Genomic DNA, 24,951 nt, shown 5'->3' with positions numbered 1-24,951 from the left:
ACCATGCAGACGACCTTGAGTGAAAGCGCCAGCCATCTGCCCCGCGCCGCAGAAGCCGAAAGCATCCTGCGCACCTGCGTGCACTGCGGGTTCTGCAATGCCACGTGCCCGACCTATCAATTGCTCGGCGATGAACTGGACGGTCCACGGGGCCGTATCTACCTGATCAAGCAAGTACTGGAAGGCAACGACGTCACGCAAAAGACCCAGCAGCACCTGGATCGCTGCCTGTCGTGCCGCAACTGTGAAACCACCTGCCCGTCGGGCGTCGACTACCACAACCTGCTGGACATCGGTCGAGCGGTGGTCGATGCGGCGGTGCCGCGCCCGCTCGGTCAGCGCCTGTTGCGCGAGGGGTTGCGGCAGACCGTGCCGCATCCGGACTTGTTTAAAAGCCTGGTCAATAGCGGTCAGGTGTTCCGCGCGTTGCTGCCCGGCACCCTGCAAAGCAAGTTGCCGCGAACTGTCTACCCGGCCAAGCCGCGGCCCATGACCCTGCGTGAGCGTCAGGTGCTGATGCTCGAAGGTTGCGTGCAGCCCAGCCTGTCACCCAACACCAATGCCGCGGCGGCGCGGGTGCTGGACCGGTTGGGGATCAGCGTCATCGCGACCCGCGAGGCCGGTTGCTGCGGCGCCGTGGATTACCATCTGGACGCCCAGGCCGCCGGCCTCGATCGCGCCCGGCGCAACATCGACGCGTGGTGGCCGGGCATCGAAAAAGGCGCCGAAGCGATTGTGCAGACTGCCAGCGGTTGCGGCGCCTTTATCAAGGATTACGGCCATCTGCTCGCCAGCGACCCGGCCTATGCCGACAAGGCAAAAAAGGTCAGCGTGCTGGCCCGGGACCTGGTGGAAGTGTTGCGCGACGAGCCGCTGGGGAAACTTGGCATCCACGCCTCCCAACGCGTGGCCTTCCATTGCCCCTGCACCTTGCAGCATGGACAGAAACTCGGCGGTGCCGTGGAAGCACTGCTGACCGAACTCGGTTTCAACCTGACGTCAGTCCCCGACGGGCACCTGTGCTGCGGCTCGGCGGGCACCTATTCGCTGACTCAGCCCGAACTGTCGCGGCAGTTGCGCGACAACAAGCTCAACGCCCTGGAAAGCGGCCATCCCGAGGTGATTGTCACGGCCAACATCGGCTGCCAGACGCACCTCGACGGCGCGGGCCGAACCCCGGTGCGGCACTGGATCGAACTGGTCGAAGACGCCCTGCCTTAACTAAACCCTGGAGATGTCCATGAACCGCAAAGCCGTGCTGAGCCAGACCGAAGTCCAGCAGATCATCAAAGCCGCCCGCGCCGAAGCACAGGCCAATCAATGGGCCGTGACCATCGTGGTAGTCGATGACGGCGGCCACCCGCTGGCCCTCGAGCGCCTCGACGGCTGCGCGCCTGGCAGTGCCTACATCGCCACCGAAAAGGCGCGGACCTCAGCCCTCGGGCGGCGCCAATCGAAAAGCTATGAGGACATGGTCAACGCTGGGCGCTACGCTTTCCTGTCAGCACCGTTGCTGACCTCGCTTGAGGGTGGCGTGCCGATCGTTTTCGATGGGCAGGTGATTGGTGCTGTTGGTGTGTCGGGCGTCAAGCCCGGGCAGGATGCGCAGGTGGCCAAGGCCGGGGCGCAGTGCGTGAAATGAACAGAATGCACATCAAACATCCACCATAGCCCCCTGTGGGAGCGAGCTTGCTCGCGATGGCGGCAGACCAGTCGACATCTATGTTGAATGACACTCTGCCATCGCGAGCAAGCTCGCTCCCACAAGGGTCCGTGTTAAACCAGCCGAGAGGAGTTGCAGCAATGACCCGTCTAACTGCCAAAGACTTCGCCCCTGAACTGCTGGAACTCTACGACTACTACGCCCACGGCAAGATCAACCGCCGGGAGTTTCTCGACCGTGCGGCGCTGTTTACCTTCGGCGGTTTGACCGCGGGTGCCCTGCTCGCCGCGTTGAGCCCCAACTACGCACTGGCCGAGCAGGTCGAGTTCACCGATCCGGACATTCTTGCCGAATACATCACCTACCCGTCGCCCAAGGGCCACGGCCAGGTTCGTGGTTATCTGGTGCGTCCGGCCAAGGCCACCGGCAAGGTGCCGGCGGTGGTGGTCGTGCACGAAAACCGCGGGCTCAACCCGTACATCGAAGACGTCGCCCGGCGTGTGGCCAAAGCTGGTTTCATCGCCCTCGCCCCGGACGGCCTGAGTTCGGTCGGCGGTTATCCCGGCAATGACGACAAGGGCCGCGAACTTCAGGCCACGGTCGACCCGGAAAAGCTGATGAACGACTTTTTCGCCGCCGTCGAGTGGATGATGAAACACCCCGCCGCCACTGGAAAAGTCGGTATCACCGGGTTCTGCTACGGCGGTGGCGTGACCAATGCCGCTGCCGTGGCCTATCCGGAACTGGGTGCCGCCGTATCGTTTTATGGCCGTCAGCCAACGGCCGAGGAGGTGCCACGGATCAAGGCACCGGTGATGCTGCACTACGGCGAACTGGATACGCGGATCAACGAAGGCTGGCCAGCCTATGAGAAAGCGTTGAAGGCCGGGGGCAAGACCTATGAGGCCTATATTTATCCGGGCTGCAATCATGGCTTTCACAATGATTCGACGCCGCGTTATGACGAGGCGGCGGCGAAGCTGGCGTGGGAGCGGACGTTGGGGTGGTTTAAGAAGTATCTGGTTTGACCGGAAGTTGAGGCCGGCAGAACTGGCCTCATCGCGAGCAAGCTCGCTCCCACATTGGATCTCTGTCGTACACAGTTCTTGTGTTCGCTGGAGATCCCTGTGGGAGCGAGCTTGCTCGCGATGGCGGTCCCACTGCTGGTGACTACTTCGGCTGAGCCACAGTCCGCAGATACGGCTTCAAGGTCTTGAAGCCATCCGGGTATTTCTTCTTCGCGTCTTCGTCAGACACCGAGGTCGGGATGATCACGTCTTCACCCGGCCGCCAGTTCACTGGCGTGGCAACGGTGTGCTTGGCATTCAGTTGCAGGGAATCGAGCAGGCGCAGCACTTCATCGAAGTTGCGCCCGGCGCTCATTGGGTAGATCAGCATGGCCTTGACCTTCTTGTCCGGGCCGACGATGAACACCGAACGCACCGTGGCGTTGTCCACTGCCGTGCGCGCGCCGCCGCTGGCATTGGGATGGATCATGTCGTAGAGCTTGGCCACCACCAGGTTTTCGTCGCCGATCAGCGGATAGTTGACCGCCGTGCCCTGGGTCTCGGCGATGTCACCGACCCAACGGTTATGGTCACTGACCGGGTCGACGCTGAGGCCGAGGACCTTGGTGTTGCGCTTGTCGAATTCCGGCTTGAGTTTGGCCAGGTAGCCCAGTTCGGTGGTGCACACCGGGGTGAAATCCTTGGGATGGGAAAACAGGATGGCCCACCCATCGCCGATCCATTGGTGAAAGTTGAGGGTGCCTTCGGTGGTGTCGGCGGTGAAGTCCGGTGCTTCGTCGCCAATACGGATAGCCATGTTCGATCTCCTTGCAGTGATGGACAGGGACGCCGTCAGGGCAGCGAATGCGCTTTCAACGGCATGGACGCGAAACAGTATAGGAGAGGTTCCGGGACTCGCCGGCCTGCGTTGGCTGAGTCGCTAGCCCACCAGCGCAATCAGTTGCTGACGCTGGGCGTCGGTCAGCATCGGGCCGAAACCGGCCCGGGCATTTTCCGCCATGTAGCGCGGGTTGCCGGTGCCCGGAATCACGCAGGTCACCGCCGAATGCGACAGCAGGAACTTCAGCGCCAGTTGCGGCCAGCTCTTGACCCCGACTTGCGCCGCCCAGCCTGGCAGCGGCTTATCCCTCAGCCTGGCCAGCAAGCCGCCACCGCCGAACGGCCGGTTGCAAATCACCGCTACCCCACGCTCACGGCACAACGGCAGCAGGCGTTTCTCGACTGCGCGATCATCCAGGGCGTAGTTGATCTGCAAAAAGTCCAGTGGCTCGGCCTTGAGTACCGCTTCCACTTCTTCATAGGCTGATGCGGTGTAATGGGTGATGCCGATGTAACGAATACGCCCTTGTTCCTTCCAGTGGCGCAGGGTCGGCAAGTGCGTCTGCCAGTCCAGCAGGTTGTGGATCTGCATCAGATCGATCCGGTCGGTTTGCAACAGGGCGAAGGATTGTTCCATCTGCGCGATGCCTTCTTCGCGGCCCCGGATCCACACCTTGGTGGCCAGGAACGCCGGTGAGCGCGGCTCATGGATCGACAGCAGTTCGCCGATGGTCTGTTCGGCGCGACCGTACATCGGCGAGCTGTCGATCAGCTTGCCACCCTTGTCGAACAACGCATCGAGCACCGCGGGCAAGTCTTTGCAGGCCGGTTGCGCAGGTTCGACATCGAATCCGCGATAAGTGCCCAACCCTACGATCGGCAAGGACTCGTTGCTGGAAGGAATGGCGCGGGTCTGCATGGTCTTGCCTCCTGTTCCCGTCGACGGCTCGGGCTGTGCACCCGCCGGACCGAACGTGAAGACCGCCGAAGCACCGGCAGCCAGCGTGAGTACTTCTCTACGGGTGTAACCCTCAGGATGGCTCATAAAACGCTTCTCACCAGTCGCCGGGGTCCGGGCTGTTGCGCCGACAACCCGGAAAACCCGCGCCAAGGGTCGATTGACTACACTCAGAAAGCCTTGCGCCAGCCACTTTCAAACCCCGAGCAGTCAATGCCGCCCACTAACGTTAGTCGAATGTCGCGCACCCTGTTATTACTCGTCGTCATCATCGCTGCGTTGTACCTGGCGCTGTGCGTGGCGCTGTTCGTGTTCCAGCGGGCGCTGATTTATTACCCGCAACCGCGCGCCATCGGGACCGCCGCGACGCTGCTCACCCTGCCTGTCGCCGACGCACAGGTGCTGGTCTCCATCCGACCGCACGAGGGTCCCAACGCGCTGATCTATTTCGGCGGCAATGCCGAAGACGTCTCGCGCAACCTGCCCGAGTTCTCCCAAGCCTTCCCTGACTACGCGCTGTACCTACTGCATTACCGGGGTTATGGCGGCAGTTCCGGCTCACCTTCCGAAGAGGCCATTGCCCGCGATGCCATCACCTTGTTCGACCAGGTGTATGTCAGCCATCCGCATGTGGCGGTGGTCGGACGCAGCCTGGGTTCCGGGGTTGCCGTGCGCCTGGCCAGCGAACGCCCGGCCGCGCGACTGGTGTTGATCACGCCCTATAACAGCCTCGAAGGGCTGGCTGCCCGTCAATTTCGCTGGTTTCCGGTGCGCTGGTTGTTGAAGGATAAATACCAGTCCTGGCGCTACGCCGCCCGCATCACGGTGCCGACTCGTCTGATTGCCGCCGAGCATGATGAAGTGATTCCGCGCTCAAGTACCGAGCGTCTGTTAAGTCATTTCACCCGCGGTGTGGCGTCATTGCAGGTGATACCGGGGACAGGACATAACTCGATCAGCGACAGCCCTGAGTACCTCAAGAGGCTGGGGGATGGGTTGTAGCAAGCAAGGTAGAACATACCTGTGACCTGTGGCCGTTCATCCGAGAATTCACCAGCACTCAATAAAAACATATTTTTATGCCTATATTGATATTGTCGAACGTTCCCACTCTCAGAGGGTGCCGTCATGAATATCAAAACCCTGGCTTTGCTCCTGCTGGCTTTCTGTGCGCAACCGGTCTGGAGCCAGACGCCCGCCGCCTCACCTGCCGCTGCCGACAGCCCCGCGCTGACCACGCGCCTGGCCGAGCGTGACCTTTGGGTCGAACACATTTTCTGGATCAGAAACTACGCGCTGGCCAATCAATCCGCCGACAAAAAGCAAGCCAAAGTCGCGGCGGACCAAGTCGTCGACAACGCGACCAAAATCGCCAACAGCATCGCCCCGCTCTACGGCCAACCGGCGGCGGATCAACTGCTCAAGCTGCTTGCCGGTCACTGGGGCGCGGTGAAACACTACAGCGATGCCACCGTCGCGAAAGACGCCAAGGGCAAGCAGGCTGCCGTCACCGAGTTGACCAGCAATGCCAAGGCGATTGCGGCGTTTCTGGCTACGGCGAACCCCAATCTGCCTGAGGCGACACTGGTGACGATGTTGTCGGCCCATGGCGGTCACCACGTCGCCCAGATCGATGAGTTTGCCGCCCACGATTACGCCGGCGAAGCCCGTACCTGGGCGATGATGCGCACGCACATCCTGGCCCTGGCCGACGCGCTGACCGCCGCGCTGGTCAAGCAATTCCCTGACAAGTTCTGATATCGCGCGAGGGCATCCCATGCTGGAAGGACTGGGCCGAACACAGCAGGACCTGCTCAATGCACTGCTGCACCATGCGGGCGGCATGAGCATTGACGAGTTGGCTGAACACCTGGCCGTCACGCGCACGGCGATCCGCCAACACCTGGCGGCGCTGGAGCGTGACGCTCTGGTGCTGCGCGGCGACACCCGTCCGACGGGCCGGCGTCCGGAGCAGCTGTATCGGCTCACCGACCACGCGCGGGAGCAGTTCCCTCGCCACTATCAGCTACTGGCCAGCATATTGATTGATGAAGTGGCGGGCATCATCGGTCCTGAAGCCCTGGCCTCGCTGATGCGCAGCATGGGCCGAAAACTGGCTTCGGACCTGGAGCAACAGGTCGTGGATGAAGCCAGGATCGTGCAGCACATGAACCAGACGGGCTACGAAGCCGAGGTGTTTTTTCGCTCAGGAGGCACCCCGGAAATCGTCGCGCATAACTGCGTGTTCCATCGCCTGGCCGCCGCCCACCCGGTGGTCTGCGAACTGGACCTGGCCTTGATCGGCGCACTGGGCGGCGGTGAAGTCGAACACAGCGAATGCATGGTGCGCGGCGGGCATGTCTGTCGTTTCAGGCTGCGACCGAGCGAGGACCAGGATCCCGTTTAAACGGCGCACCACGCCTTACCCTTCGTCGGACGCCTCGGCTGGACGACAGGCAGCTGTTTGTCCGCCGTGAACCTTGTGTCGAGTCACCAGTCATACCCAGCGCTTTCCCCACTCCTATCGTCGTCATCTCATCCGAGTTGCCCGTCCCATGCGCCAAACTGTCGTTGCCTTGCGCTTTTCTTCGCTGTGCCTGTTTTCCCTGCTTCCGGTTTTTGCAAGCCCCGCCCACGCCGATGGGCAACGGCAACTGGTAGACGCCATCAACGACTATCGCGCCCATCCGCAACGCTGCGACCGGCGGCCGACGCAACGCTTATCACCCCTGAAGCTCAAGTCGAACCTGGCCCTGCCCGTTGGCTATGGTGGTGGGTTGCGGGACCGGTTAAAGGCTTCCGGCTATCAGGCAACCATGGTGCGGTCCATCCGCGTGGTGGGTGCACGGGATGCCGAAGAAGCCTTCGATATGTTCCAGGACGAGCACTGCGCCGCACTGCTCGACAACCAATACGCCGACATCGGTGTCAGCCGCGCCGGGAGCGAGTGGCAAGTGGTACTCGCCAAGCCGGTACTCGACGGGCAAACCAGCGATCCACGCAGCGCCGCACAGGCGTTGCTGGCGCAGGTCAACGCGGCCCGGGCCAAGCCGCGACTTTGCGGTCGCCAGCGTTTTGCCGCCGCACGGCCGCTGTCCTGGAGTGCTGCCCTGGGCTCCGCAGCACAAGGCCACAGCAAGGACATGGCCTACGGCAATTATTTCGCGCATCAAGATCCCGACGGTGACATGCCCTATGACCGTGCAAAGGCCGCCGGCTACCGTGGCCGGCAGATCGGTGAAAACATCGCCGCCGGGCAAGGTTCACCCAGCAAGGCCATGGCCGGCTGGCTCGCCAGCCCCGGGCACTGCGCCAACCTGATGAACCCGATGTTCACCCAGGTCGGTGCCGCGTACGCCGCCAACGCGCGCAGCGACAACGGTGTTTACTGGACGATGCTGTTTGGCGCGCCCTGAGCCGCTGACCGGACCCACCTTGCGGGCATTAAAAAGCCCGCACTGGGCGGGCTTCGTGGGTGAATGTAATAAGTAGGTGGCCGGCGCTGGTCTCCGGCTTACAAGGTTTATCAGGCCTCCCACAAAAGAGCCGTGAAACTGTAATGGAACTCTTCTGCTTCACACGGCATAAGGGCTGGATCCCAGCGCGGGGATCTTTCTAACCGTGTACCCTTCGGAACGCGCCCCACGTCTCCTTGCTATCCTTTTGCGCATCAGTCTGCGTCTTCACCTACAAGGTTGAGGATAGCAAAACAGACACGATTGCCAACCAGGCTTTTAGACCGATTTCGACCAGCAGAAAACATGGCTGGACGGAAAAAAACTAAGCCCGCAGCGCGGTTCGAAAGGGGCTGCACATCCAACATTGATGGCGCCTGACACGCCGCCTTCGCTGTGTAGGAGCGAGCTTGCTCCGGGCGGCGTTCCGACGAAAGCGGAGTATCAGTCAGCATTGATGTTGAAGCTAACGGCCCCTTCGCGAGCAAGCTCGCTCCTACACAGCGAAGGGGCCGGCACATCCAACACCGGTGCCTCAGGCAGGCCGACGCACCACCCTCACCTTGCCGCTATCGCCGCCACCGCAGAACAACCGCTCGCCACCATCGGACTCAAGCCCCGACACGCCCACGCCTTCGGGCATTTTCAGGCTTTGCAGCACTTCGCCCGATTGCGGATCGATCCGGCGCAGCTCGCTTTCATCGCCTTCCCACGTACCGTGCCACAGCGCGCCGTCCACCCAGGTCACACCAGTGACGAAACGGTTGGATTCGATGGTGCGCAGGATCTTGCCGGTCTCGGGGTCGATCTGGTGGATCTTGCGTTCGCGATACTGGCCCACCCACAACGTCCCTTCGGCCCAGGTCAGCCCCGAATCGGTGCCTGCGCCGGGGGCAGGAATGGTCGAGAGGATACGACCGGTGCGGGGGTCTATCTTGTGGATGCGGTCTTCGGCGATCTGGAACAGGTGTACGCCATCAAACGCGGTGCCGGCATGGGCAGCGACATCGATCGAGCCCAGCACCTTGCCACTTTCCGGGTCCAGGGCGTTGATTTTATTGTTGCATGCGAACCAGACCTTTTCGCCGTCCCAAGTGACGCCGCACACATGGTCGACATCGGCAAACGGGCCATATTCACGAATGATTTCAGCAGTTGCGTGTTTCATTCCGGCATTCCTCATTGGGGTTGGTGGCGTTCATCCTAGCCACCGGGCAGCGGCGCCGGGAGTAACAAGGTCGTCGTGAATCCCGGCACGGGCGGCGTCATCCAGCGCCGCGCGCGGCCACGGCCAAACCATTGCACCTTGCCCTCCTCCGCCAGTGTCTCGAGTGTCCGCTGTACCGTGCGCTGGCTGGTACCCAGCGCCAATGCCAGGGCGGAGCTCGACCACGACTCGCCATCGGCGAGGCAGGCAAATACCGCGGCAAATTTTTCCTCGACCGGCGGCGCCAGTGTCACCACCTGTGTACACACCGGTGATTGCAGGACAAAACCGCGAGCCGTCGCGGTGATGCCGGCCAAGGGCTTGAGTGCTTGACGCAGCCTGCCGACTTCCACGCGAAGCCGTGCGCGATGGGATTCATCCGAGAGTTTCAAACGGAACGCCCGGGCGATCAGCGTTTCCCGCGTAACGTCGGCGGGCCACGCCTCGGCCAATGTGCGGGCGAGTACGAACAGGATCGGCCTTGTAGCGAGCGACACCGACATGCCACAGCCGTGCACAACGTACCGGCAGGCATCCACCACCAGTGACGTTGAACAGAACAACGCTTCAACGTCATCGAGCAACAGCGGCCGTACTTCACCCCGCGCAATCAGGCGCGCCGCCGGGGCATCGAGCAGGCGCGCAGCGTGTTCGACCTCAGCCATCAGCGCGGCAATCCCCGCTTGACTGGCAGCTTGCCCGGCCCTGTTCAACGCCTCCCGCGCCGCGTGCGATTGCAGGCGGCGAATGGCGATCCCCGCCAGCACCAGTTCATGGGTTGCCCGCAAGGCTGGCGGCAATGGGTCGGGGTCGAGTTCGGCCAATAACTGCTGCGCCTCGTTGAGCTGCCCGATCAGCAGCAACCGGCGGATTTGCAGATACCGCGCATGGGCGGCATTGACCCGGTCACCGTGGTGTTCAAGGGTGACCCGCGCCGTTTCGAGCGCCTTGACCGGCCAGCCGAGTTCCCGCGAAGCCAGGGCGATTTCGGCCTCGGCCACCACACATCGGGCACGGGCCAGCACTTCCCTGGGCGCAAAGGCCCGTTGCGCACGCTTGACCAGCGCCCGGGCCCGCACCAGATCGCCCAGTTGCGCCATGGCGATACCGCGCAGGGCCAGCGCCGGCGCATCGTCGCGCAAGGCCACACGGTCCAGTGCGCCCAGCGGATTGCCCGCCGCCAGCGCCTGGGCGGCGGCCGCGATCATCGAGTCCATCGAAATCCCGCCACGCTTGTCACTCCCATCATTCGATACCCGGGTTTAGTCTAAATCACGACCTTTCACCAGGAGCGTACAACGATGAACACGCACAAAACCGCGACCCGGGAACAATGGCTGGCGGCACGCTTGCAACTGCTCGAAGCGGAAAAGGCCCTGACCCGACGCTGCGATGAAGTCGCCAGGCAACGCCAGGCATTGCCATGGGTTCGCCTCGACAAGACGTACCGTTTCGATACCGACAGCGGCGGCGCAACCCTGGCCGAGCTCTTTCAAGGGCGCTCGCAACTGCTGGTCTACCACTTCATGTTCGGGCCCGACTACACGGCCGGCTGCCCGTCCTGCTCAGCCATCGCCGATAGTTTCGACCCCGTCGTCATCCACCTGGCGAACCACGACGTGACCCTGATGGCGATATCCCGCGCGCCGTTGGCGAAACTGCAGGCCTACAAACGTCGGATGGGCTGGACCTTTCCCTGGGCCTCGGCCGCCGACAGCGATTTCACCGCCGACTTCAACGTTTACTTCACCGAAGCGCAGCAGCGTGAAGGGCAGGTCGAGTACAACTATCAGCGCGGCGGCCATGCCATGGACGCCAGTGAAATACCGGAACCGGTGAAACAGTTCGCCGCGACCTGTGGCACCGATGCGCCGACCTACACCCGCGACCGGCCGGGGTTGAGTACGTTCGTGCTGGAGGACGGCGAGATTTATCACACCTACTCCACCTACGCCCGGGGCCTGGACGGATTGTGGGGCATGTACCAATGGCTCGACCGCGCGCCCAAGGGGCGCAATGAAACGGGGCCCTGGTGGCGCCGGCATGATGAATACCAGTGAGCGCCAGCGGCGTCACTGACCGTCGATGAAGACATCCGCCAGTTTGTCCACCGACGCAGGCTTGGTCTAGAACTGGAGCCCATGGACCAGCCGCTGGTATGGCAGGGGAACGTTGCAACCGCTGGCGGATGCCTTGCGGCGCTCTATCTTGTGGGACGGCTGGTCGAGTCCTGGTTCGATGTCGACAAACGCCGCGCGACGCTGCTCCCGGTTCTGCCAGCTGGGCAGCAAGAGCTCTATGATGCCTTGATCGGGCTCCGCATCCGACAAGGAGAAGTCGGCTCATCAGTAGAACTCGTCTAGCAAACAGTAAAACGCTATACGTTGCTGATCTGGCTCTACACCATAGGCGCGAAAAAATGGCGCTACCCATGCCTGTCCAAGGTTGCGCTCTATGCTTCGGACAGCCAGTGCAAGATCTTGATAGATGTCACTGATGCCTAGCCGGCCGCAGTCGATGTAGCCGGTAAAGCTGCTTCCTTCGACCATGAAATTCGGTAGGCAGGCATCGCCGTGGGTGACCGCAAGATCACAGGTTTCAGGGAGCGTCGACAGCATCTCTGCGAAAACACCCTCAGCGGTCCGACCCAGCCGCTCATCGTCAAAGTCTGCCTCGTCAACGAGCCCGGCACTCACTCGACTCCTGGCGGCGGCTATGCGCTGCTCCAAGGGGTGATCAAAGGGACATGTATCAATTGGCATCTGGTGCAGAGTACGTAGTGCCGCCGCCAGGATGCTGATGACTTGGGGTGGAGACAAATCGTTGGCACTGGCCAGATCATGTCCAGGGACGGCACTCATGAGTAACCAATGGCGATTATTTTCTGTCGTAGCATCAAGAACTGTTGGCCCAGGCAGGTCAAGCCGGTTCATCCAACGAAGACGCTCAATCTCTTCCGGCAGCTCACTGTGTACGCCAATGGGCTCGGACTTCACGAACAGGTGTTCCCCATTGATGCAGCGGATGCGAGAAACCTCGGCTCCTGACTCTCCGATAGTTTGTCGTTCAATAGGCGCCCCACTGAATGTTTGGGACCATTGGGTAGGAATGTACATACTGTCACTTACTCAAGTGTTGGCGGATTTACTGCCAGTCGGTTGCATGACAAGCAAGACTCAAACCCTGCTCACTTCGAAGCCAAGGCAATCACCACCGCGGACAGGTAGAGGCCAACGCCAAAGACGGTATGATTTATTAAACTGCGCATGCAGTTCTTGGCCGGCGTCGGCGTCTTGGAGGATGCAAATCCTGCCCCCATGGCGGGCTGTATAACAAAAAGCGGGACTGCCACTGTTGCCACGCCCAAAGCGATTGCTGGCAGGAAAGTTGGTTCCTGCAGCCAGGCGACGCCTTGAATGCACGCCAGTAACACCGCGAAAGCAACTCCCGTGGCGTAGTGCACCACCCAGCCCAGGACCACTTCACCTCGCACCGGCATCGCTTGTCCAATGCTGGCATGAGCGAATTTGCCTTGGCATACATGACCTACCCAGCGCCCGACGAAAGCGAAATTCAGCGTTGGAACGCCAAAGGCCTTCATGAGGAACATCCACAAATCCATGACGACGGTAGCGCCAACCCCCAACAGAAAAACGTGTGCAACCACTTCCAGCGATGCCATACCTACCTCTTGTTCATGGACCAATTAATCTTGCCGTTGCATGATAGAAGTTGAAGTCAACTTCAAGTCAATGGGCTGAAAATGGATATCACTGAGGTCGTCAAACGCACGGGAGTTCCTGCCCACACATTGCGTTTCTACGAGAAGAAAGGCTTGATCGCGTCAGTCAGCCCGCGCGGGGCTCGCCGCCAGTTTGCGTCTGCCGTGGTTGAGCAGTTGGCTGTTATCGCACTCGGACAGGCAGGCGGTCTCTCACTGGACGAGATACGTGCCATGCTTTCCCCGAATGGTAAGGCCGTTGTTGATAGAGACGTGCTTTTGGCCAAGGCGGATGAGATTGATGCGACCGTCAAGCAACTACAGGCGATGAGCCGGGGATTGCGGCATGCGGCCGCATGTCCAGCCCCTAGCCACGCAGAATGCCCGAGATTTCATCGGTTACTCAAGGTCGCAGCGGCTGGCGTCTTTAAACGGGGCAGGCATTCGGCGCCACATCCTGCGCCCGTTCGGCCTTGAGCACACCGCACGAGCGCAATGGAGTTCCTGGCATCCTTGGAATATGGCAGTCGCTATCTCGAGCTGGAATGTGAGTTCAACCTGGAACTGACAGCCCCCTCAGCGTCAATACTCCGACATCACCACCATCACTTCAGCGTCGGCGCCATCCTCGCCTTCCGCCAGATAAATATGACCTATTGAGCTGTTGAAATAGGCTGTTTCTCGACAGCCAATGCTGAGGGATTCACCCGTTTCGAATTGAATGCGCACACGACCTGAAAGGACGACGGCGAACTCTTGTCCGGGGTGACGGATGTAGTCTTCGAACTGATTCAGTTCGCGCGCACAGATCCGCGCGTACATGGGCGTCATGCTGCGTCCGGGGAAATCCCCCGCCATCGGGTGATATTCGTAATTGCCCGTGCTGTAACCCGCCGCACTGTCGATGGCGGTGCTGACCACCGTGGGCTGTACAGCACTGACCCCCGCCTTGGCCGGACTGAAAAGCTGGGCAATGTCCACACTCAGGGCACGAGCGGCGGCCGCGAGTTTTTCGTAACTCACCGACACTTGCGCCAGCTCCATCTTCGACAAGGTCGACAGCGCCACGCCCGAACGCTCGGACAGTTGTTTAAGCGTCAACTTCTGGTTTTTGCGGATGACACGCAGGCGCGCACCGACCTGGGCGCGATCTATCAAGGGATGGTCCGTGGGACACGAGACTCGATCGGAACTCATGCAGACTTCTCTGTCGTACGAAAAACGGTGCCTGGGGCTGAGCCAAGACAAGGGCTGGAAATAATACCTCAAGGCAATGGGTTGACTGCGGAATTCTCATATCTTACATTTCTCGTATCTGAGAATTATAAAAATAAGGGGAAAACTTTTTTCCCCATCCCCAGAGACAGGAGTGATTTCGGTATGCAGGACAGCGAATGTTTCGATTTCGCCATCATCGGCGGTGGTATTGCGGGGGCCTCCCTGGCCTATCGCTTGGCCGGGCAAGCCAGCGTTGTGGTGCTCGAGCGTGAGAGCCAGCCGGGCTATCACGCCACCGGACGCTCCGCCGCGATGTTCATGGAAAGCTATGGCACACCGCAGATCCAGGCATTGACCCGCGCCAGCCGGGACTTCTATGAGCAACCGCCCACTGACTTCACCGAACATGCACTGCTGGAGCCTCGCGGCTGTCTGTACATCGCCGGCGAGGGGCAACAATCCCTGCTGCAACAAACCTTCGATGCCGGGCAGGCACAGGCTGGCAATGTTTCATTGATTGATACCGAGCAGGCCCTCGCGTTGGTGCCCTGCCTGCGCCCGGAAGCGATTGTCGGGGCGATGCTCGAAACCGACGCCCGCGACCTGGACGTCCACGCGTTGCACCAGGGTTTTTTACGGGCCATGCGCCGTGCCGGTGGCGTGCTGCAGTGCGATGCCCAACTGAGCGTCGCCACCCGCGAAGGTCGTCACTGGCACCTGACACTGGCCGACGGCCGCCAGTTGCGCGCACGCAACCTGGTGAATGCCGCGGGCGCCTGGGCCGACCAGGTGGCACAGCAGTGCGGCGTGCAGCCCATTGGGTTGCAGCCCTGCCGACGCAGCGCCTTTACCTTCGACGGCCCTGAAGGCATCGACTTCTCACGCTGGCCTGCGGTGATCGGCATCGACGAAAGCTTTTACTTCAAACCGGACGCCGGCCAACTGCTGGGTTCGCCGGCCAACGCCGATCCCGTCCCGCCACAGGACGTGATGCCCGAAGAGCTGGACATCGCCACCGGGATCTACCACATCGAAGCCGCCACCTCCTTGTCCATCCGCCGCCCACGCCACAGCTGGGCCGGCCTGCGCTCGTTCGTCGCCGACGGTGATCTGGTGGTTGGCTGGGACGATCACCGCGAAGGCTTCTTCTGGCTGGCGGCACAGGGCGGTTATGGCATTCAGTCCGCGGCTGGCGTATCGCAACTGGCCTGTGCCCAATTGCTCGATCAACCCCTACCCGAAGCACTGCGCCGCCAGGGCGTCGAGCCACAACGCCTGGCACTTGGTCGCTTGCGCTAATCAATCACCCCAATGAGGTTGCATACCATGTCTGACAATTTCCAGCGTTACCCCAGCCACCTGCCCTATCCGTTCTCCAAGGCCATTCGGGTCGGCGACTTTCTGTTCCTCTCGGGGCAAGTCCCGATGAACCCTCTGGGCGAAGTGGTGCTCGGTGATATCCGCGAGCAAACCGAGGCTGCCATGGCCCGCATCGGGGAGACCCTGGCCGAATGCGGCGTGGGTTTTGACCAGGTGGTGAAGGCCACAGTGTGGCTGACGGACATGCAACATTTCGCCGGTTTCAACGAGGTGTACAAGCGCCACTTCGAGAATGGTTACCCGGTGCGTTCCACGGTCGGCGGCGCCCAGTTGGCGCTGGGGGTCGACGTGGAAATCGAAGTCCAGGCCTGGGTCGGCGCCCGCTGATCCACCCCTGCCGTTTGCCAGTGCGATGCCCCGGGACGGCCATGAACAGTGGTCGTCCCCATAAGCCATAACAAAAACAATTCGAGGGAAATCGTCATGAAAGAAAGTCTGAAAATAGCCGGTGCATTTGTCGGTGTGATTGTCGGTGCAGGATTCGCCTCCGGCCGGGAGCTGCAGATGATGTTCGTGGATTTCGGCGTATGGGGACTGCTCGGGACGGTGGTCAGCGCCGCACTCTTCACCTTTCTCGGGATGGCATTGGCGGGCATGGGTAGCCGACTGCAGGCAAAGTCCCACAAGGACGTAGTCCATGCACTGTGCGGACGCTACCTGGGCACCTTTGTCGACCTGATGATCACCTTCTTCATGTTTGCGGTGACCGTGGTCATGTTGGCCGGCGGCGGCGCCTTGCTGGAACAACAGTTCGGCATTCCCGCCATGTTCGGCAGCGTGGCGGTGACCCTGATCGTGGTCGCCATCGTGTGCCTGGATGTGCAGAAAGTGATTGGCATGATTGGCGCCGTCACTCCGCTGTTGATCCTGACGGCGGTAGCGGTGGCCCTGTATGGCGTCGCCACCCGGGGCTTGAGTTTCGGTGAGCTAAATCAACTGGCCAGCCAGCAAGACGCTGGCGCGAGCCATTGGCTGCTGGGAGCGTTATTGTACGTGTCTTACAACATCGTGGCCGGGGTGCCGTTTCTGGCGATCATGGGCGGCGCTGCGAAATCCGAGAAGCAAGCCATCTGGGGTGGCATCTTCGGTGGCGCGTTGCTGGGGCTGCTGATGCTGGTGATGAGCCTGGGATTGCTGTCACGCCTGGACAGCGTGGCGGATTTGCCAATGCCCATGCTGTCCATCGCCACGGAGGTTTCGCCAGTCCTCGGTCTGCTGATGGCGGTGATCATTTTCCTGATGATCGTCAACACGGCCGTCGGTACCTTGTATTCCTTTTCGGCCCGGCTACTGCCGGCAGGCACTCGCAAATTCCGCGTCGGCTCAGCGGCCGCTGGCGCACTGGCTTTCGTCGGTAGCCTGGTCGGGTTTGTCAACCTGGTGGGCCAGGTCTATCCACTCTTTGGCTACCTGGGCTTTTTGCTGATTGGCGCAGTGGTCGTTGGCTGGTTACGCGTAGGACGCCTGGCCCAGGCTTAATCAGTCGATAGTGGCGTGCTGAGCAAAAAAACGATCAGTGCGACCATGACCATCAACGGAATCGGCAGGCCGTACGGGGCGATACTCATGCCAGCGGCTCAAATAGACTGTCAGCGTCCAGAGCAAACCGGTGCTGGCGTTGGCGGTCACAGTTCCAGCCCCATGTATGGCTGATCGATCAGAATCAGTGCCAGGTAGATCTGCAAACGGAGGACCGTTGCGCGGAGCACGCATTTGGCACAATGTTTTCTTCCTGACTCAATCGTTGAGGCCTCATGATCCGCGACTTTCGAAACGTTGACCTGGAGCCCGTATTGGACATTTGGCTACGAGCGTCAATCCAGGCGCATCACTTCATAGCCCCCGAATTCTGGCGTAGCCAGCTTGCTGCCATGCGTGAGGTCTACCTACCCGGCGCCATGTCCCGAGTGTTTGAGGCAGACGGGACGGTAGCAGGATTCTGCTCTGTGTATGGAGACACACTTGCGGCGCTATTCGTATCGCCTGAGCGTCAGGGGGACGGCATAGGTACGCAGCTTCTCGCGGACGTCATGGCATCCAAGTCAACTCTACAGCTGACTGTGTATTCGGCGAATGCGCCCAGTATCCATTTCTATGAGAACCAGGGCTTTGTAGTTCTCAATGAACAACTGGATGCGCACACTGGCCACCTTGAGAAGGTGATGCGCTGGGTCGCCTAATCTGACTAATGTAGCTACAGGCGAAAGGAAAATGACAGGTCGCGCTAGCTTCAGCGTAAGCGTCTGCCCAACTGACCTTGCGTCGTTAAGGGCCTGTGATTTTCGATGGGAAGTCGGACAAGGAGCAATCAACAGCTGGCGCAACCCCGGCGGGTACTCCGTACCATCCGCGATCTCAAACCGTAACGCCGATGAAGATCAGCAGCTCCAGAAGCGACTCAGTCCATTGCCCGCGTCGTAACTTCGACGTTTGATCGCGCCTGCCCCGGGCGTTCAGAAGCGAAAGCGCAACTTATCTATCGTGCAGATGTTTTTTCAAGAACGACCGGGTTCGTTCCTGGACAGGGTTTTGCAGGATCTCTTGCGGTGCCCCCTCATGCCTGAAACGCACACCCGCAATCAGCTTGCTGGACCTGCTTGCGCAAAACTCGCAGGTACGACGAGTCTCCTCGGTCAGTGGCCAGCTCGACCTGGTCATTGAGGTCGAATCGCGAACCATTGATGATCTGAACCGGGTCAGAGATGCAGTAGCCAGTCACGAATCCGTTGAAGACATCACCACCGCTGTCGTTCTGCGACGCGATATTGATCGGCAGAGTTCCTGATTTGCCTGGGGGAGAAGTCTTGAGACCGGCTCCCCGCCAAAGCCCCCTCGATTCATGAGCAATCCGGCAACAGTGTTTATCCCGCCGACCGATTTTTGCGCCCCCGCCAAACGCCTAATATCGGCTCTACCCAAGTGAGCAAACCCAGTCAGATGCAACCCGCTCACAAGGTTAAACATCCTTGCAGGACAACGCTTCAACCACGAGGTGAAGATCATGAAACTGTTGAACATCGCACTCTTTGTTGCCCTTGGCGCCGCCGGTGCCCAGGCCTTTGCAGAGGACAGCCACTCAACTGCCGCCACCAGCCAAACGCCGGTTGAAACCTACACATACGGCACCAGGCTCGATATCAAGCGCGTCATCGAAGTATCGGAAGTCGCCGATGAATGCGGACCGGTCCCGGCGCGCATGACCTATGAAGATTCCCGGGGTCAACGCCGCACCATTGAGTACCAAGTAATGGGCAGCGGTTGCTCGAACGGTTGAGCACTGTATGGACGATGGAGGGTCGACACTCCATGCGTACAGCGCCAACCACAACGCTATACAGATGCACCGACAATTTTTTCATCAGCCGCGAGCAAACCCGGAATGGAATGCTTCAGAAATTCCACCCAGGTTTTTATTTTTGCATCCACGAACTTGCGTGACGGGTAGATCGCAAACAGGTTCAGCTCTTCAAGCCGATACCCTGGCAGTACCCGCACCAAAGTCCCCGCCCGCAGGCCCTCGACGGCCGAAGCAATCGGTTGAATACCAATCCCCATCCCGTTCTTGATCGCGAAAGTCATGGCGTCGGCTGTGTTGACGTGAAAGGGCGACACCGGCGTGCTGAACGTTTCTATCCCAAGCGGGCCTTCAAACACCCAGTTCTCGGCTGGCATGACCGTGTTGACGATTCGCAGGCAATCATGGCCTTCCAGATCACCCGGCGATTCGGGCGTCCCGCGTTTTTTCAGGTAAGCCGGCGAGGCGCAGAGAATGCTGTAGGTGATACCCAGCCGCTGGGCGACAAACCCGGAATCGGGCAGGTCCCGCGCCAGTACAATCGACATGTCATAGCCTTCCTCCAGCAAATCCGGCAGCCGATTGGTCACGGTCAGGTCAAACAGAACCGAAGGATAGGTTTCTCGGTAGCGGGCAATGGCGCCGATCACGTAATGGTTGCCGATGGCCGACATGGCATGGATTTTCAGCCGGCCTGCGGGCATGACCTGAGCCGTACCCGCCTCTTCGTCGGCCTCGCGCATGTCCTGCAGAATCCGCTCGCAGCGCTGCAAATAGCGCACGCCGGCTTCGGTCAGAGCCAGGCGCCGGGTGGTGCGGTTGATCAGCCGTGTTTGCAGCCGGGCCTCCAGGCTGGAAACGGCTTTTGAAACGTTGGTCGTGGTGGTGTCCAACATCGCGGCCGCCGCGGTGAAGCTGCCGCTTTGGGCCACTGCCGCGAAACAACGCAGGGTCTGGAAAACATCCATCGTTTTCACCTCAAGGGATAGGCAAACAGGACGGCCCCGTGACGGACCGCCCTGGCGTCAGCAACTACTGCTTGCGCGGAATGAATCCGGGGATACCGGTTTCAACCACCGAGTTGAAGCGTATACGGGTTGTGATGTCTTGTTGAATCTCGATCATGGCCCTGAGCGGCAAGGTCGAGATATCGATGTTTTCCCGGATATGGCTCGGCGTTGCCGAGGTGGTCAGGAACGCTACCCCACGTTGTACCGACCAGGCCAGCGCCACCTGGGCCGGGGTTTTCTGCACACGCCGGGCGATGCCGGCAAGCACCGGGTCCTGCAGCACATTCGGTTCCATGCCATGCCCCAGTGGCGCAAACGCCAGCAGGATAATCCCGTGCGCCTTGCAGAACTCCAGCAACTCCCACTCCGGCAAATAAGGGTGGGACTCGACCTGCACCACGGCGGGTTTTATCCGGGCGTCGGCAACCAGCGCCTTCAGCGCCTGCAGCGTGATATCGGACACCCCGATGGACCTCACCCGCCCCTCATCCACCAGCCGCTCAAGCGCCCGCCACGTCTCGATCAACGTCACGCCGTCGTCGTAGATGACATTGCCCTGCTCATCCCTCGGGTCCTGGTTGTCGCCGGGTTGAAAGGCAAACGGCGTGTGGATCAGGTAGCAGTCGATGTAGTCCACTTGCAGGCGTCGGCAACTGGCTTCGAACGCGGGCTCGACGCGCTCGGGACGATGGTTGGTGTTCCACAGTTTGGTGGTGATGAACAGTTCCTCGCGCCGGACTTTGCCGGCCTCCTGCACTTCCTTCAATGCAACGCCAACCTGCGCTTCGTTGCGATAACGCTCGGCGCAATCGAAATGGCGGAAACCGGCGGCCAGCGCCTCCTTCACCGCTTCAGTCGTGGTGGCGAGATCACGGAACAAGGTCCCGAATCCAACCGCCGGCATCTCGACCGCACCATGGTTGAGCAGGAATCCGGTATCGCGCAGTCCGTCGTGAAAGGCTTCATAGGTCATGTCATTACTCCAGGCCGCAGCCATTATTGATACGAAGGTTTCTGCCCGTCGCCCGACGCAACGCGTTGCTCGAAGGCACCGACGGAGTTGCCGCCCAGCGCAACGAACAGTTGCACGGTGTCGAGGTACTGCGCGGTTTTCACGCGGATCTGTCCCAGCAGTGCCTGCTCATAGGCACGCTCCGCTTCCAGGACCTGGAGAATGCTGTTCTCGCCTTGCGCGAAGGCCTGCTGGTTCAACTGCAAACTGGTTTCGGCCGCGCGCAATGCGTCGGTCTGGGCCAGATGTTCCTCGGCGTCATGGTTGATCGCCTGCAAGGTGTCGGCGACCTGGCCGAACGAGGTAATGACCGTCTGTTGGTAACCGGCGAGTGTCGCTTTGTAGCCGTCGACGGCAGCTTGTTGTTCAGCCTTGAGCGTGCCGCCATCGAAAAGCGGTCCGGCCAACCCGGCAGCGAAACCCCAGAGTGCCGCGCCGCCATTGCCGGAAGCCGCCTGCGCCAGGGACGCGGACAGCGTGACGTGGGGATAGAGATTCGCCGTCGCCACGCCCACCGCTGCGCTGGCCATGTGCAGTTGCGCCTCGGCTTGCAGCACATCCGGCCGGTCGTGGGCCATTTCCGACGGCAGGCTCACCGGCATGTTCGACGGCAGGGCAAACTCGCTCAAGTCGAAGTCGGGAGCGATCCAGTCCGCCGGCCCCTTCCCCGTCAGGATTGACAGCGCATGGCGTGCGGCATCGCGTTGCTGAGCAAGAGGCGGCAACAGCGTGCGGTCCTGGGCGAGACGGGTCTCGGCCAGCGATACATCGATCTGCGTGGTGCTGCCATTGAGGTGGGCCATGCGCACCAGCTCAAGGTTCCTTGCGTCATTGGCCAACAGCTTTTCCACGGCTTGTATCTGCGCGTTGGCGGAAGCCACCAGCAACGCCTGGCTGGCGACGTTGCCGGTCAACGTCAGGTACGCCGCTTCGAAGCGGTGTTTTTGCAGCTCGGTAAACGCCTGCTGCTGTTCGACCAATCGCTTGTTGCCACCAAATACATCGAGGTCGAACCCCACCCGCGGCCCAATCGCATAGAAATTGGAAATGGAGGGTTCCTTGGTGTTGTGCAGCCGTTGACGACCGGCCACGCCAGCGAAATCAACCTGCGGATACAGCGCACCCTGCGCCGCCGCCACAGAAGACGCGGCTTGCCGGATCGTGGCATCGGCGGCCACCAGATCGAGGTTGCCGTCGATTGCTCGACGAACCACATGGTCGAGTTTCTGCGAGCGAAAGGCAGTCCACCAGTCACCACTGACCTTCCTGCCGAGGTCGATGCGAGGGTTGCCACCCTGGGCCAGACGCTGCTCGGCCTGTGGGTCATAGTGCTGCGACGTACTCGCCGCCGGTGTTTGGTAGTCGGGGCCAACGGTGCAGGCCGTCAGGAATGCAAGCAGCGACAACGCCGCGAATTTCGTTTGCAGCAGATAGCGGTTGATGACCAGCGCATAAGATTTCATTTGGCAAACTCCACGAAAACTAATTGGCCGCAACGGGCTTGCGAAGCAACAACACCAGCGGGCTCACCACCAGCATCACCACCATCAGGATCTTGAACTGGTCGATCACGGCGATGAACGCGGCCTGGCCGGTGATCATTTCGTTGAGCCCGCCCAGCACCTGCAACGGCGCCGAGGCCAGCGAATGCGCAGCAGCGCGGTACGGCGTCAGGTTGCTGGCCAGCGCCATGTGCATCGCCTGGGTGTTGTTGAAGAAGAACAACTGCACGATCGCCACGCCCAGGGTGCTGCCGTAGACACGAGCCAGGTTGAACAGGCCTGTGCCTTCGGGGCGCAGCGTCGGGTCGAGCGTGCTGAACGCGACCTTGGTCACCGCCGGCATCAGGATGCCCAGGCCCACGCCCTGGATCGCACCGGCGACGGCCACGGGCCACTCGTCCATCAGCGGCGAATAGCCGAGCATCAGCCAGTTGGCATAAACCACCACCGCCACGCCTGCCGCCACGAAGGGACGACGGTCAAAGCGCTCGGGCAGCCGCCCCATCAGCAGAAAAGCGCCAACCAGGCCCATGCCACGGGGAATCGTCAAGGCGCCGGTAGTGTCCGGCGGATAGCCGAGAATCTCGTCCAGCATCGGTGAGGTCAGGGCCATGGTCGACAACAGCACGAAACCGAGGGCGAAAAAGATCACCGTCGACAACACAAAGTTGCGGTCCTTGAGCAGGCGCTTGTTGAGGAAATGCACATTCGAGGTCAGCACATGCACCACGAACAGATAGGCCCCCAACGCAGACGCCACGGCTTCAAGCCAGATCTCGGGCGAAGCGAACCAGTCCAGGCGCTCACCCCGGTCGAGCAACATTTGCAGACTGATCAGGCCGAGGGTGAAGGTGCCGAAACCGAAGAAATCGAACGCAGGAGGTTTCTCCGCCTTCTTCTCGGTCAGCAACAGCGCCGCCACCAGGAAGATAAACGCCGACAGTGGCACGCTGAGGTAGAACATCGGCCGCCAGCCAAAATGTTCGGCGATCCAGCCGCCGATACTCGGGCCGCTGACGATGCCGAACAGCACAATCGCCGTCCACTTCGCGCCAAACGTTGCACGCTTGTCCTGCGGCAAGGTTTCCATGGCAATCGCCATCGACAGCGGCGCCAGTACGCCACTGGCGATGCCTTGAATGATGCGCGCCCCCACGAACTCCAGCGGCGTCGCCGCCACCGTGGCGAGCAACAAGCCAAGGACGAACATCGCCAGCGCCGCCTGATACACGAGCTTCAAACCAAAGCGTCCGGCCAGCCATTGCGCGAGCGGCATGCTGATCGCACTCGCGGCCAGGTACGAAGTGAAAATCCAGCCCGCCTGATCGTCGCTCATCGACAGGCTGCCCTGAATCAACCTGAGTGCCGCGTTCGGCAGCGGCAGGTTCGCCGACTGCATGTAGGTCGCCAGCAAGGCGGCGAACCTGAGCGAGCGCGCCCCCTCCCCTCCGGGGTTTACCACCGATTGGGTGTTCATCAGAAGTTACCTGCGGTCAGCAATGCCTTGAGCGGGTGCCACCAGGGGCTTTGAAACTGGGTATTGATCCGCACCGTGGCGCTGGTCCCGGAGAACAGCGGCAGTGCCGGGTCGACTTCGTCGAGTTCAAGCCGTACCGGCACCCGCTGCGTCACCTTGACCCAGTTACCGGTCGCGTTTTCCGGCGGCAGCAGCGCGAAATCCGACCCGGCCCCCGGGCTCATGCTGGTGACGTGGGCCTTGAACACGCGATCCGGGTAGGTATCGATGCGGATGGTGGCTTCCTGCCCCGGGCGCATGTGGGTCACGTCGGTCTCGCGGAAGTTGGCCTCGACCCAGATCTCGTGACCGGACAGCAAGGCAAAGGCCGGCGCGCCGTTGTTCACATGGTTGCCCACCTGCAGGTCATCGACCTTGGCCACGATGCCATCCTGCGGCGCATACACCGTGGTGTACGAGAGGTACAACTGCGCCTCGTCGAGCTGCGCCCGGGCCTCGCGCACCGTCGGGTGACTGTCGGCATCGATGTCCGGATTGCCGTTCAAGGCAACCACGGTGCTGGCGATCTGTTGTTCGATGGACGCGATCCGTTGCCGCGCCACCTTCACGTCGGTGTCGGCACGTTCGTAAATCGACTTCGAAACGAACTCAGTCGCAACCAAGGCCTTCTTGCGGGCAAAATCCTTCTGGTCGAAGTCAGCCGACTCTTTCGCCGATTGCAGTTCAGCTTGTTGCTGGCGATAGCTGGCCTTGAGCCCGTCAATACGCAGCCGCGCCACGCCCAGTTGTGCTTGCGCGCGGTCGACGGCGATCTGGAACGGTTTCGGGTCGATCCGGAACAACACCTGGCCCTTGCGGACCTGCTGATTGTCCTCGACGGCGATCTCTACCACTTGTCCAGAGATCCGCGCATTGATCGATGCCTTCGCCACTCGGGCGTAAGCGTTGTCGGTCGAAACATACGCCTGCCCCGACACATGGTGGGCATAGCCCAGCGCCGCGAACAGGATAGGAACACCCACCATCAGCCAGGGGCGCAACCGCTGTTTCAGTGGTTTGTTGATACGCGAGTCAGCCGGGATTGGGCCTGGGTGCTCGAAGGTCTGCGAAGCCGGGATATCGAACGATTTGGTCATGATCGAGTTCACCTTTAGCCGGGTAATCGGGCCGGCATCGGCAACAAGCGCCAGCGGCCCGCAGGTCAAT

At 61.1% G+C, this 24,951-nt stretch carries 26 protein-coding genes and 3 pseudogenes; 16 read left to right on the top strand and 13 right to left on the bottom strand.

Annotated features, from left to right (window positions below; genetic code table 11):
• The first annotated feature begins 3 nt into the window (after positions 1-3).
• The 3 genes from glcF (at position 4) to yghX (ending at position 2,691) form a co-directional block, all read left to right on the top strand.
• Positions 4-1,221, top strand: a complete 1,218-nt coding sequence (gene glcF, locus AC1DXW_RS09050; RefSeq protein WP_477759954.1) for a glycolate oxidase subunit GlcF — start codon at positions 4-6, stop codon at positions 1,219-1,221.
• 19 nt (positions 1,222-1,240) lie between these two features.
• Positions 1,241-1,642 carry a heme-binding protein gene (locus tag AC1DXW_RS09045; protein WP_477756128.1) on the top strand — a complete coding sequence of 134 codons (402 nt, stop codon included), beginning with the start codon at positions 1,241-1,243 and terminating at the stop codon, positions 1,640-1,642.
• A 161-nt stretch (positions 1,643-1,803) separates the two neighbouring features.
• The gene (gene yghX, locus AC1DXW_RS09040) at positions 1,804-2,691 is read left to right on the top strand and encodes a YghX family hydrolase (protein WP_477756127.1); all 888 of its coding nucleotides are present in this window, start codon (positions 1,804-1,806) and stop codon (positions 2,689-2,691) included.
• 142 nt (positions 2,692-2,833) lie between these two features.
• On the opposite strand, the gene AC1DXW_RS09035 is transcribed toward yghX, so the two are convergent.
• Positions 2,834-3,487: a peroxiredoxin gene (locus tag AC1DXW_RS09035; RefSeq protein WP_056727305.1), complete on the bottom strand. Its 654-nt coding sequence runs from the start codon at positions 3,485-3,487 to the stop codon at positions 2,834-2,836.
• A 123-nt stretch (positions 3,488-3,610) separates the two neighbouring features.
• On the bottom strand, positions 3,611-4,555 hold the full coding sequence (locus tag AC1DXW_RS09030; protein WP_477756126.1) for an aldo/keto reductase: 945 nt from the start codon (positions 4,553-4,555) through the stop codon (positions 3,611-3,613).
• Positions 4,556-4,681: 126 nt separating this feature from the next.
• Here AC1DXW_RS09030 and AC1DXW_RS09025 point away from each other — a divergent pair, with 126 nt between their 5' ends.
• The 4 genes from AC1DXW_RS09025 (at position 4,682) to AC1DXW_RS09010 (ending at position 7,884) form a co-directional block, all read left to right on the top strand.
• Positions 4,682-5,470 (top strand): alpha/beta hydrolase, encoded by a 789-nt coding sequence (locus AC1DXW_RS09025; protein ID WP_477756125.1) that lies wholly within the window; start codon positions 4,682-4,684, stop codon positions 5,468-5,470.
• A gap of 126 nt (positions 5,471-5,596) precedes the next feature.
• Positions 5,597-6,226, top strand: a complete 630-nt coding sequence (locus tag AC1DXW_RS09020) for a hypothetical protein (RefSeq protein WP_477759953.1) — start codon at positions 5,597-5,599, stop codon at positions 6,224-6,226.
• A 19-nt stretch (positions 6,227-6,245) separates the two neighbouring features.
• Positions 6,246-6,875, top strand: a complete 630-nt coding sequence (locus AC1DXW_RS09015; RefSeq protein WP_477755654.1) for a helix-turn-helix transcriptional regulator — start codon at positions 6,246-6,248, stop codon at positions 6,873-6,875.
• Positions 6,876-7,023: 148 nt separating this feature from the next.
• Positions 7,024-7,884, top strand: coding sequence for a CAP domain-containing protein (locus tag AC1DXW_RS09010; RefSeq protein WP_477755653.1), 861 nt, complete (start codon positions 7,024-7,026; stop codon positions 7,882-7,884).
• Positions 7,885-8,458: 574 nt separating this feature from the next.
• On the opposite strand, the gene AC1DXW_RS09005 is transcribed toward AC1DXW_RS09010, so the two are convergent.
• The gene (locus AC1DXW_RS09005) at positions 8,459-9,091 is read right to left on the bottom strand and encodes a Vgb family protein (protein WP_477755652.1); all 633 of its coding nucleotides are present in this window, start codon (positions 9,089-9,091) and stop codon (positions 8,459-8,461) included.
• A gap of 35 nt (positions 9,092-9,126) precedes the next feature.
• Positions 9,127-10,347 (bottom strand): tetratricopeptide repeat protein, encoded by a 1,221-nt coding sequence (locus tag AC1DXW_RS09000; protein WP_477755651.1) that lies wholly within the window; start codon positions 10,345-10,347, stop codon positions 9,127-9,129.
• An 84-nt stretch (positions 10,348-10,431) separates the two neighbouring features.
• Between AC1DXW_RS09000 and AC1DXW_RS08995 the strand changes: the two genes are divergently transcribed.
• Both AC1DXW_RS08995 and AC1DXW_RS08990 read left to right on the top strand, forming a co-directional pair.
• On the top strand, positions 10,432-11,190 hold the full coding sequence (locus tag AC1DXW_RS08995; RefSeq protein WP_477755650.1) for a DUF899 domain-containing protein: 759 nt from the start codon (positions 10,432-10,434) through the stop codon (positions 11,188-11,190).
• Between the two features lie 66 nt (positions 11,191-11,256).
• Positions 11,257-11,493 (top strand): annotated as a pseudogene (locus AC1DXW_RS08990) (DJ-1/PfpI family protein); the annotation flags it as partial.
• Here AC1DXW_RS08990 and AC1DXW_RS08985 read toward each other — a convergent pair.
• Together AC1DXW_RS08985 and AC1DXW_RS08980 are read right to left on the bottom strand one after the other, a co-directional pair.
• Positions 11,476-12,246: an APH(3')-II family aminoglycoside O-phosphotransferase gene (locus tag AC1DXW_RS08985; protein WP_477755649.1), complete on the bottom strand. Its 771-nt coding sequence runs from the start codon at positions 12,244-12,246 to the stop codon at positions 11,476-11,478. The pseudogene AC1DXW_RS08990 and the gene AC1DXW_RS08985 sit on opposite strands and share 18 nt — an antisense overlap.
• Positions 12,247-12,317: 71 nt before the next feature.
• Complete coding sequence (locus tag AC1DXW_RS08980) at positions 12,318-12,812, bottom strand: DUF2938 domain-containing protein (RefSeq protein ID WP_477755648.1); 495 nt, start codon at positions 12,810-12,812, stop codon at positions 12,318-12,320.
• Positions 12,813-12,893: 81 nt separating this feature from the next.
• Here AC1DXW_RS08980 and AC1DXW_RS08975 point away from each other — a divergent pair, with 81 nt between their 5' ends.
• Positions 12,894-13,328 carry a helix-turn-helix domain-containing protein gene (locus tag AC1DXW_RS08975; protein WP_477755647.1) on the top strand — a complete coding sequence of 145 codons (435 nt, stop codon included), beginning with the start codon at positions 12,894-12,896 and terminating at the stop codon, positions 13,326-13,328.
• Between the two features lie 105 nt (positions 13,329-13,433).
• Here the strand turns inward: AC1DXW_RS08975 and AC1DXW_RS08970 are convergent, their stop codons facing one another.
• Complete coding sequence (locus AC1DXW_RS08970; protein WP_477755646.1) at positions 13,434-14,048, bottom strand: helix-turn-helix domain-containing protein; 615 nt, start codon at positions 14,046-14,048, stop codon at positions 13,434-13,436.
• Between the two features lie 183 nt (positions 14,049-14,231).
• On the opposite strand from AC1DXW_RS08970, the gene AC1DXW_RS08965 reads away from it, so the two are divergent.
• The 4 genes from AC1DXW_RS08965 (at position 14,232) to AC1DXW_RS08950 (ending at position 17,629) form a co-directional block, all read left to right on the top strand.
• Positions 14,232-15,368 carry an NAD(P)/FAD-dependent oxidoreductase gene (locus AC1DXW_RS08965; protein WP_477759952.1) on the top strand — a complete coding sequence of 379 codons (1,137 nt, stop codon included), beginning with the start codon at positions 14,232-14,234 and terminating at the stop codon, positions 15,366-15,368.
• 27 nt (positions 15,369-15,395) lie between these two features.
• Positions 15,396-15,776: a RidA family protein gene (locus AC1DXW_RS08960; RefSeq protein ID WP_477753306.1), complete on the top strand. Its 381-nt coding sequence runs from the start codon at positions 15,396-15,398 to the stop codon at positions 15,774-15,776.
• 96 nt (positions 15,777-15,872) lie between these two features.
• On the top strand, positions 15,873-16,928 hold the full coding sequence (locus AC1DXW_RS08955) for a YkvI family membrane protein (RefSeq protein WP_477753305.1): 1,056 nt from the start codon (positions 15,873-15,875) through the stop codon (positions 16,926-16,928).
• A gap of 275 nt (positions 16,929-17,203) precedes the next feature.
• Positions 17,204-17,629: an N-acetyltransferase gene (locus AC1DXW_RS08950; RefSeq protein ID WP_477759951.1), complete on the top strand. Its 426-nt coding sequence runs from the start codon at positions 17,204-17,206 to the stop codon at positions 17,627-17,629.
• Between the two features lie 292 nt (positions 17,630-17,921).
• Here the strand turns inward: AC1DXW_RS08950 and AC1DXW_RS08945 are convergent.
• Positions 17,922-18,005 (bottom strand): annotated as a pseudogene (locus AC1DXW_RS08945) (polar amino acid ABC transporter ATP-binding protein); the annotation flags it as partial.
• A 4-nt stretch (positions 18,006-18,009) separates the two neighbouring features.
• Here AC1DXW_RS08945 and AC1DXW_RS08940 point away from each other — a divergent pair.
• Both AC1DXW_RS08940 and AC1DXW_RS08935 read left to right on the top strand, forming a co-directional pair.
• Positions 18,010-18,234: pseudogene (locus AC1DXW_RS08940) on the top strand (Lrp/AsnC ligand binding domain-containing protein); the annotation flags it as partial.
• Positions 18,235-18,450: 216 nt separating this feature from the next.
• Positions 18,451-18,723: a DUF2790 domain-containing protein gene (locus AC1DXW_RS08935; protein WP_477753303.1), complete on the top strand. Its 273-nt coding sequence runs from the start codon at positions 18,451-18,453 to the stop codon at positions 18,721-18,723.
• A gap of 56 nt (positions 18,724-18,779) precedes the next feature.
• Here AC1DXW_RS08935 and AC1DXW_RS08930 read toward each other — a convergent pair whose 3' ends face one another.
• From AC1DXW_RS08930 to AC1DXW_RS08910, 5 genes are all read right to left on the bottom strand, one after another.
• Positions 18,780-19,712, bottom strand: coding sequence for a LysR family transcriptional regulator (locus AC1DXW_RS08930; protein WP_477753302.1), 933 nt, complete (start codon positions 19,710-19,712; stop codon positions 18,780-18,782).
• A 64-nt stretch (positions 19,713-19,776) separates the two neighbouring features.
• Positions 19,777-20,727: an aldo/keto reductase gene (locus tag AC1DXW_RS08925; RefSeq protein ID WP_477753301.1), complete on the bottom strand. Its 951-nt coding sequence runs from the start codon at positions 20,725-20,727 to the stop codon at positions 19,777-19,779.
• Between the two features lie 23 nt (positions 20,728-20,750).
• On the bottom strand, positions 20,751-22,229 hold the full coding sequence (locus tag AC1DXW_RS08920) for an efflux transporter outer membrane subunit (RefSeq protein WP_477753300.1): 1,479 nt from the start codon (positions 22,227-22,229) through the stop codon (positions 20,751-20,753).
• A 19-nt stretch (positions 22,230-22,248) separates the two neighbouring features.
• The gene (locus tag AC1DXW_RS08915) at positions 22,249-23,745 is read right to left on the bottom strand and encodes a DHA2 family efflux MFS transporter permease subunit (protein ID WP_477753299.1); all 1,497 of its coding nucleotides are present in this window, start codon (positions 23,743-23,745) and stop codon (positions 22,249-22,251) included.
• Positions 23,745-24,881: an HlyD family secretion protein gene (locus AC1DXW_RS08910; protein ID WP_477753298.1), complete on the bottom strand. Its 1,137-nt coding sequence runs from the start codon at positions 24,879-24,881 to the stop codon at positions 23,745-23,747. The genes AC1DXW_RS08915 and AC1DXW_RS08910 overlap by 1 nt, the downstream gene beginning before the upstream one ends.
• Positions 24,882-24,951: the final 70 nt, after the last annotated feature.

The sequence above is a fragment of the Pseudomonas sp. P4_C4 genome, assembly GCF_056402055.1.
Note: the sequence above shows the minus strand (reverse complement) of the source record. Positions and strands in the feature narration are given on the sequence as shown.

Excerpts from the sequence above, each read along its gene's own strand:
- glcF (WP_477759954.1), top strand. The coding sequence starts at position 4 with ATGCAGACGACCTTGAGTGAAAGCGCCAGCCATCTGCCCCGCGCCGCA.
- AC1DXW_RS09045 (WP_477756128.1), top strand. The coding sequence starts at position 1,241 with ATGAACCGCAAAGCCGTGCTGAGCCAGACCGAAGTCCAGCAGATCATC.
- yghX (WP_477756127.1), top strand. The coding sequence starts at position 1,804 with ATGACCCGTCTAACTGCCAAAGACTTCGCCCCTGAACTGCTGGAACTC.
- AC1DXW_RS09035 (WP_056727305.1), bottom strand. The coding sequence starts at position 3,487 with ATGGCTATCCGTATTGGCGACGAAGCACCGGACTTCACCGCCGACACC.
- AC1DXW_RS09030 (WP_477756126.1), bottom strand. The coding sequence starts at position 4,555 with ATGAGCCATCCTGAGGGTTACACCCGTAGAGAAGTACTCACGCTGGCT.
- AC1DXW_RS09025 (WP_477756125.1), top strand. The coding sequence starts at position 4,682 with ATGCCGCCCACTAACGTTAGTCGAATGTCGCGCACCCTGTTATTACTC.
- AC1DXW_RS09020 (WP_477759953.1), top strand. The coding sequence starts at position 5,597 with ATGAATATCAAAACCCTGGCTTTGCTCCTGCTGGCTTTCTGTGCGCAA.
- AC1DXW_RS09015 (WP_477755654.1), top strand. The coding sequence starts at position 6,246 with ATGCTGGAAGGACTGGGCCGAACACAGCAGGACCTGCTCAATGCACTG.
- AC1DXW_RS09010 (WP_477755653.1), top strand. The coding sequence starts at position 7,024 with ATGCGCCAAACTGTCGTTGCCTTGCGCTTTTCTTCGCTGTGCCTGTTT.
- AC1DXW_RS09005 (WP_477755652.1), bottom strand. The coding sequence starts at position 9,091 with ATGAAACACGCAACTGCTGAAATCATTCGTGAATATGGCCCGTTTGCC.
- AC1DXW_RS09000 (WP_477755651.1), bottom strand. The coding sequence starts at position 10,347 with ATGGACTCGATGATCGCGGCCGCCGCCCAGGCGCTGGCGGCGGGCAAT.
- AC1DXW_RS08995 (WP_477755650.1), top strand. The coding sequence starts at position 10,432 with ATGAACACGCACAAAACCGCGACCCGGGAACAATGGCTGGCGGCACGC.
- AC1DXW_RS08985 (WP_477755649.1), bottom strand. The coding sequence starts at position 12,246 with ATGTACATTCCTACCCAATGGTCCCAAACATTCAGTGGGGCGCCTATT.
- AC1DXW_RS08980 (WP_477755648.1), bottom strand. The coding sequence starts at position 12,812 with ATGGCATCGCTGGAAGTGGTTGCACACGTTTTTCTGTTGGGGGTTGGC.
- AC1DXW_RS08975 (WP_477755647.1), top strand. The coding sequence starts at position 12,894 with ATGGATATCACTGAGGTCGTCAAACGCACGGGAGTTCCTGCCCACACA.
- AC1DXW_RS08970 (WP_477755646.1), bottom strand. The coding sequence starts at position 14,048 with ATGAGTTCCGATCGAGTCTCGTGTCCCACGGACCATCCCTTGATAGAT.
- AC1DXW_RS08965 (WP_477759952.1), top strand. The coding sequence starts at position 14,232 with ATGCAGGACAGCGAATGTTTCGATTTCGCCATCATCGGCGGTGGTATT.
- AC1DXW_RS08960 (WP_477753306.1), top strand. The coding sequence starts at position 15,396 with ATGTCTGACAATTTCCAGCGTTACCCCAGCCACCTGCCCTATCCGTTC.
- AC1DXW_RS08955 (WP_477753305.1), top strand. The coding sequence starts at position 15,873 with ATGAAAGAAAGTCTGAAAATAGCCGGTGCATTTGTCGGTGTGATTGTC.
- AC1DXW_RS08950 (WP_477759951.1), top strand. The coding sequence starts at position 17,204 with ATGATCCGCGACTTTCGAAACGTTGACCTGGAGCCCGTATTGGACATT.
- AC1DXW_RS08935 (WP_477753303.1), top strand. The coding sequence starts at position 18,451 with ATGAAACTGTTGAACATCGCACTCTTTGTTGCCCTTGGCGCCGCCGGT.
- AC1DXW_RS08930 (WP_477753302.1), bottom strand. The coding sequence starts at position 19,712 with ATGGATGTTTTCCAGACCCTGCGTTGTTTCGCGGCAGTGGCCCAAAGC.
- AC1DXW_RS08925 (WP_477753301.1), bottom strand. The coding sequence starts at position 20,727 with ATGACCTATGAAGCCTTTCACGACGGACTGCGCGATACCGGATTCCTG.
- AC1DXW_RS08920 (WP_477753300.1), bottom strand. The coding sequence starts at position 22,229 with ATGAAATCTTATGCGCTGGTCATCAACCGCTATCTGCTGCAAACGAAA.
- AC1DXW_RS08915 (WP_477753299.1), bottom strand. The coding sequence starts at position 23,745 with ATGAACACCCAATCGGTGGTAAACCCCGGAGGGGAGGGGGCGCGCTCG.
- AC1DXW_RS08910 (WP_477753298.1), bottom strand. The coding sequence starts at position 24,881 with ATGACCAAATCGTTCGATATCCCGGCTTCGCAGACCTTCGAGCACCCA.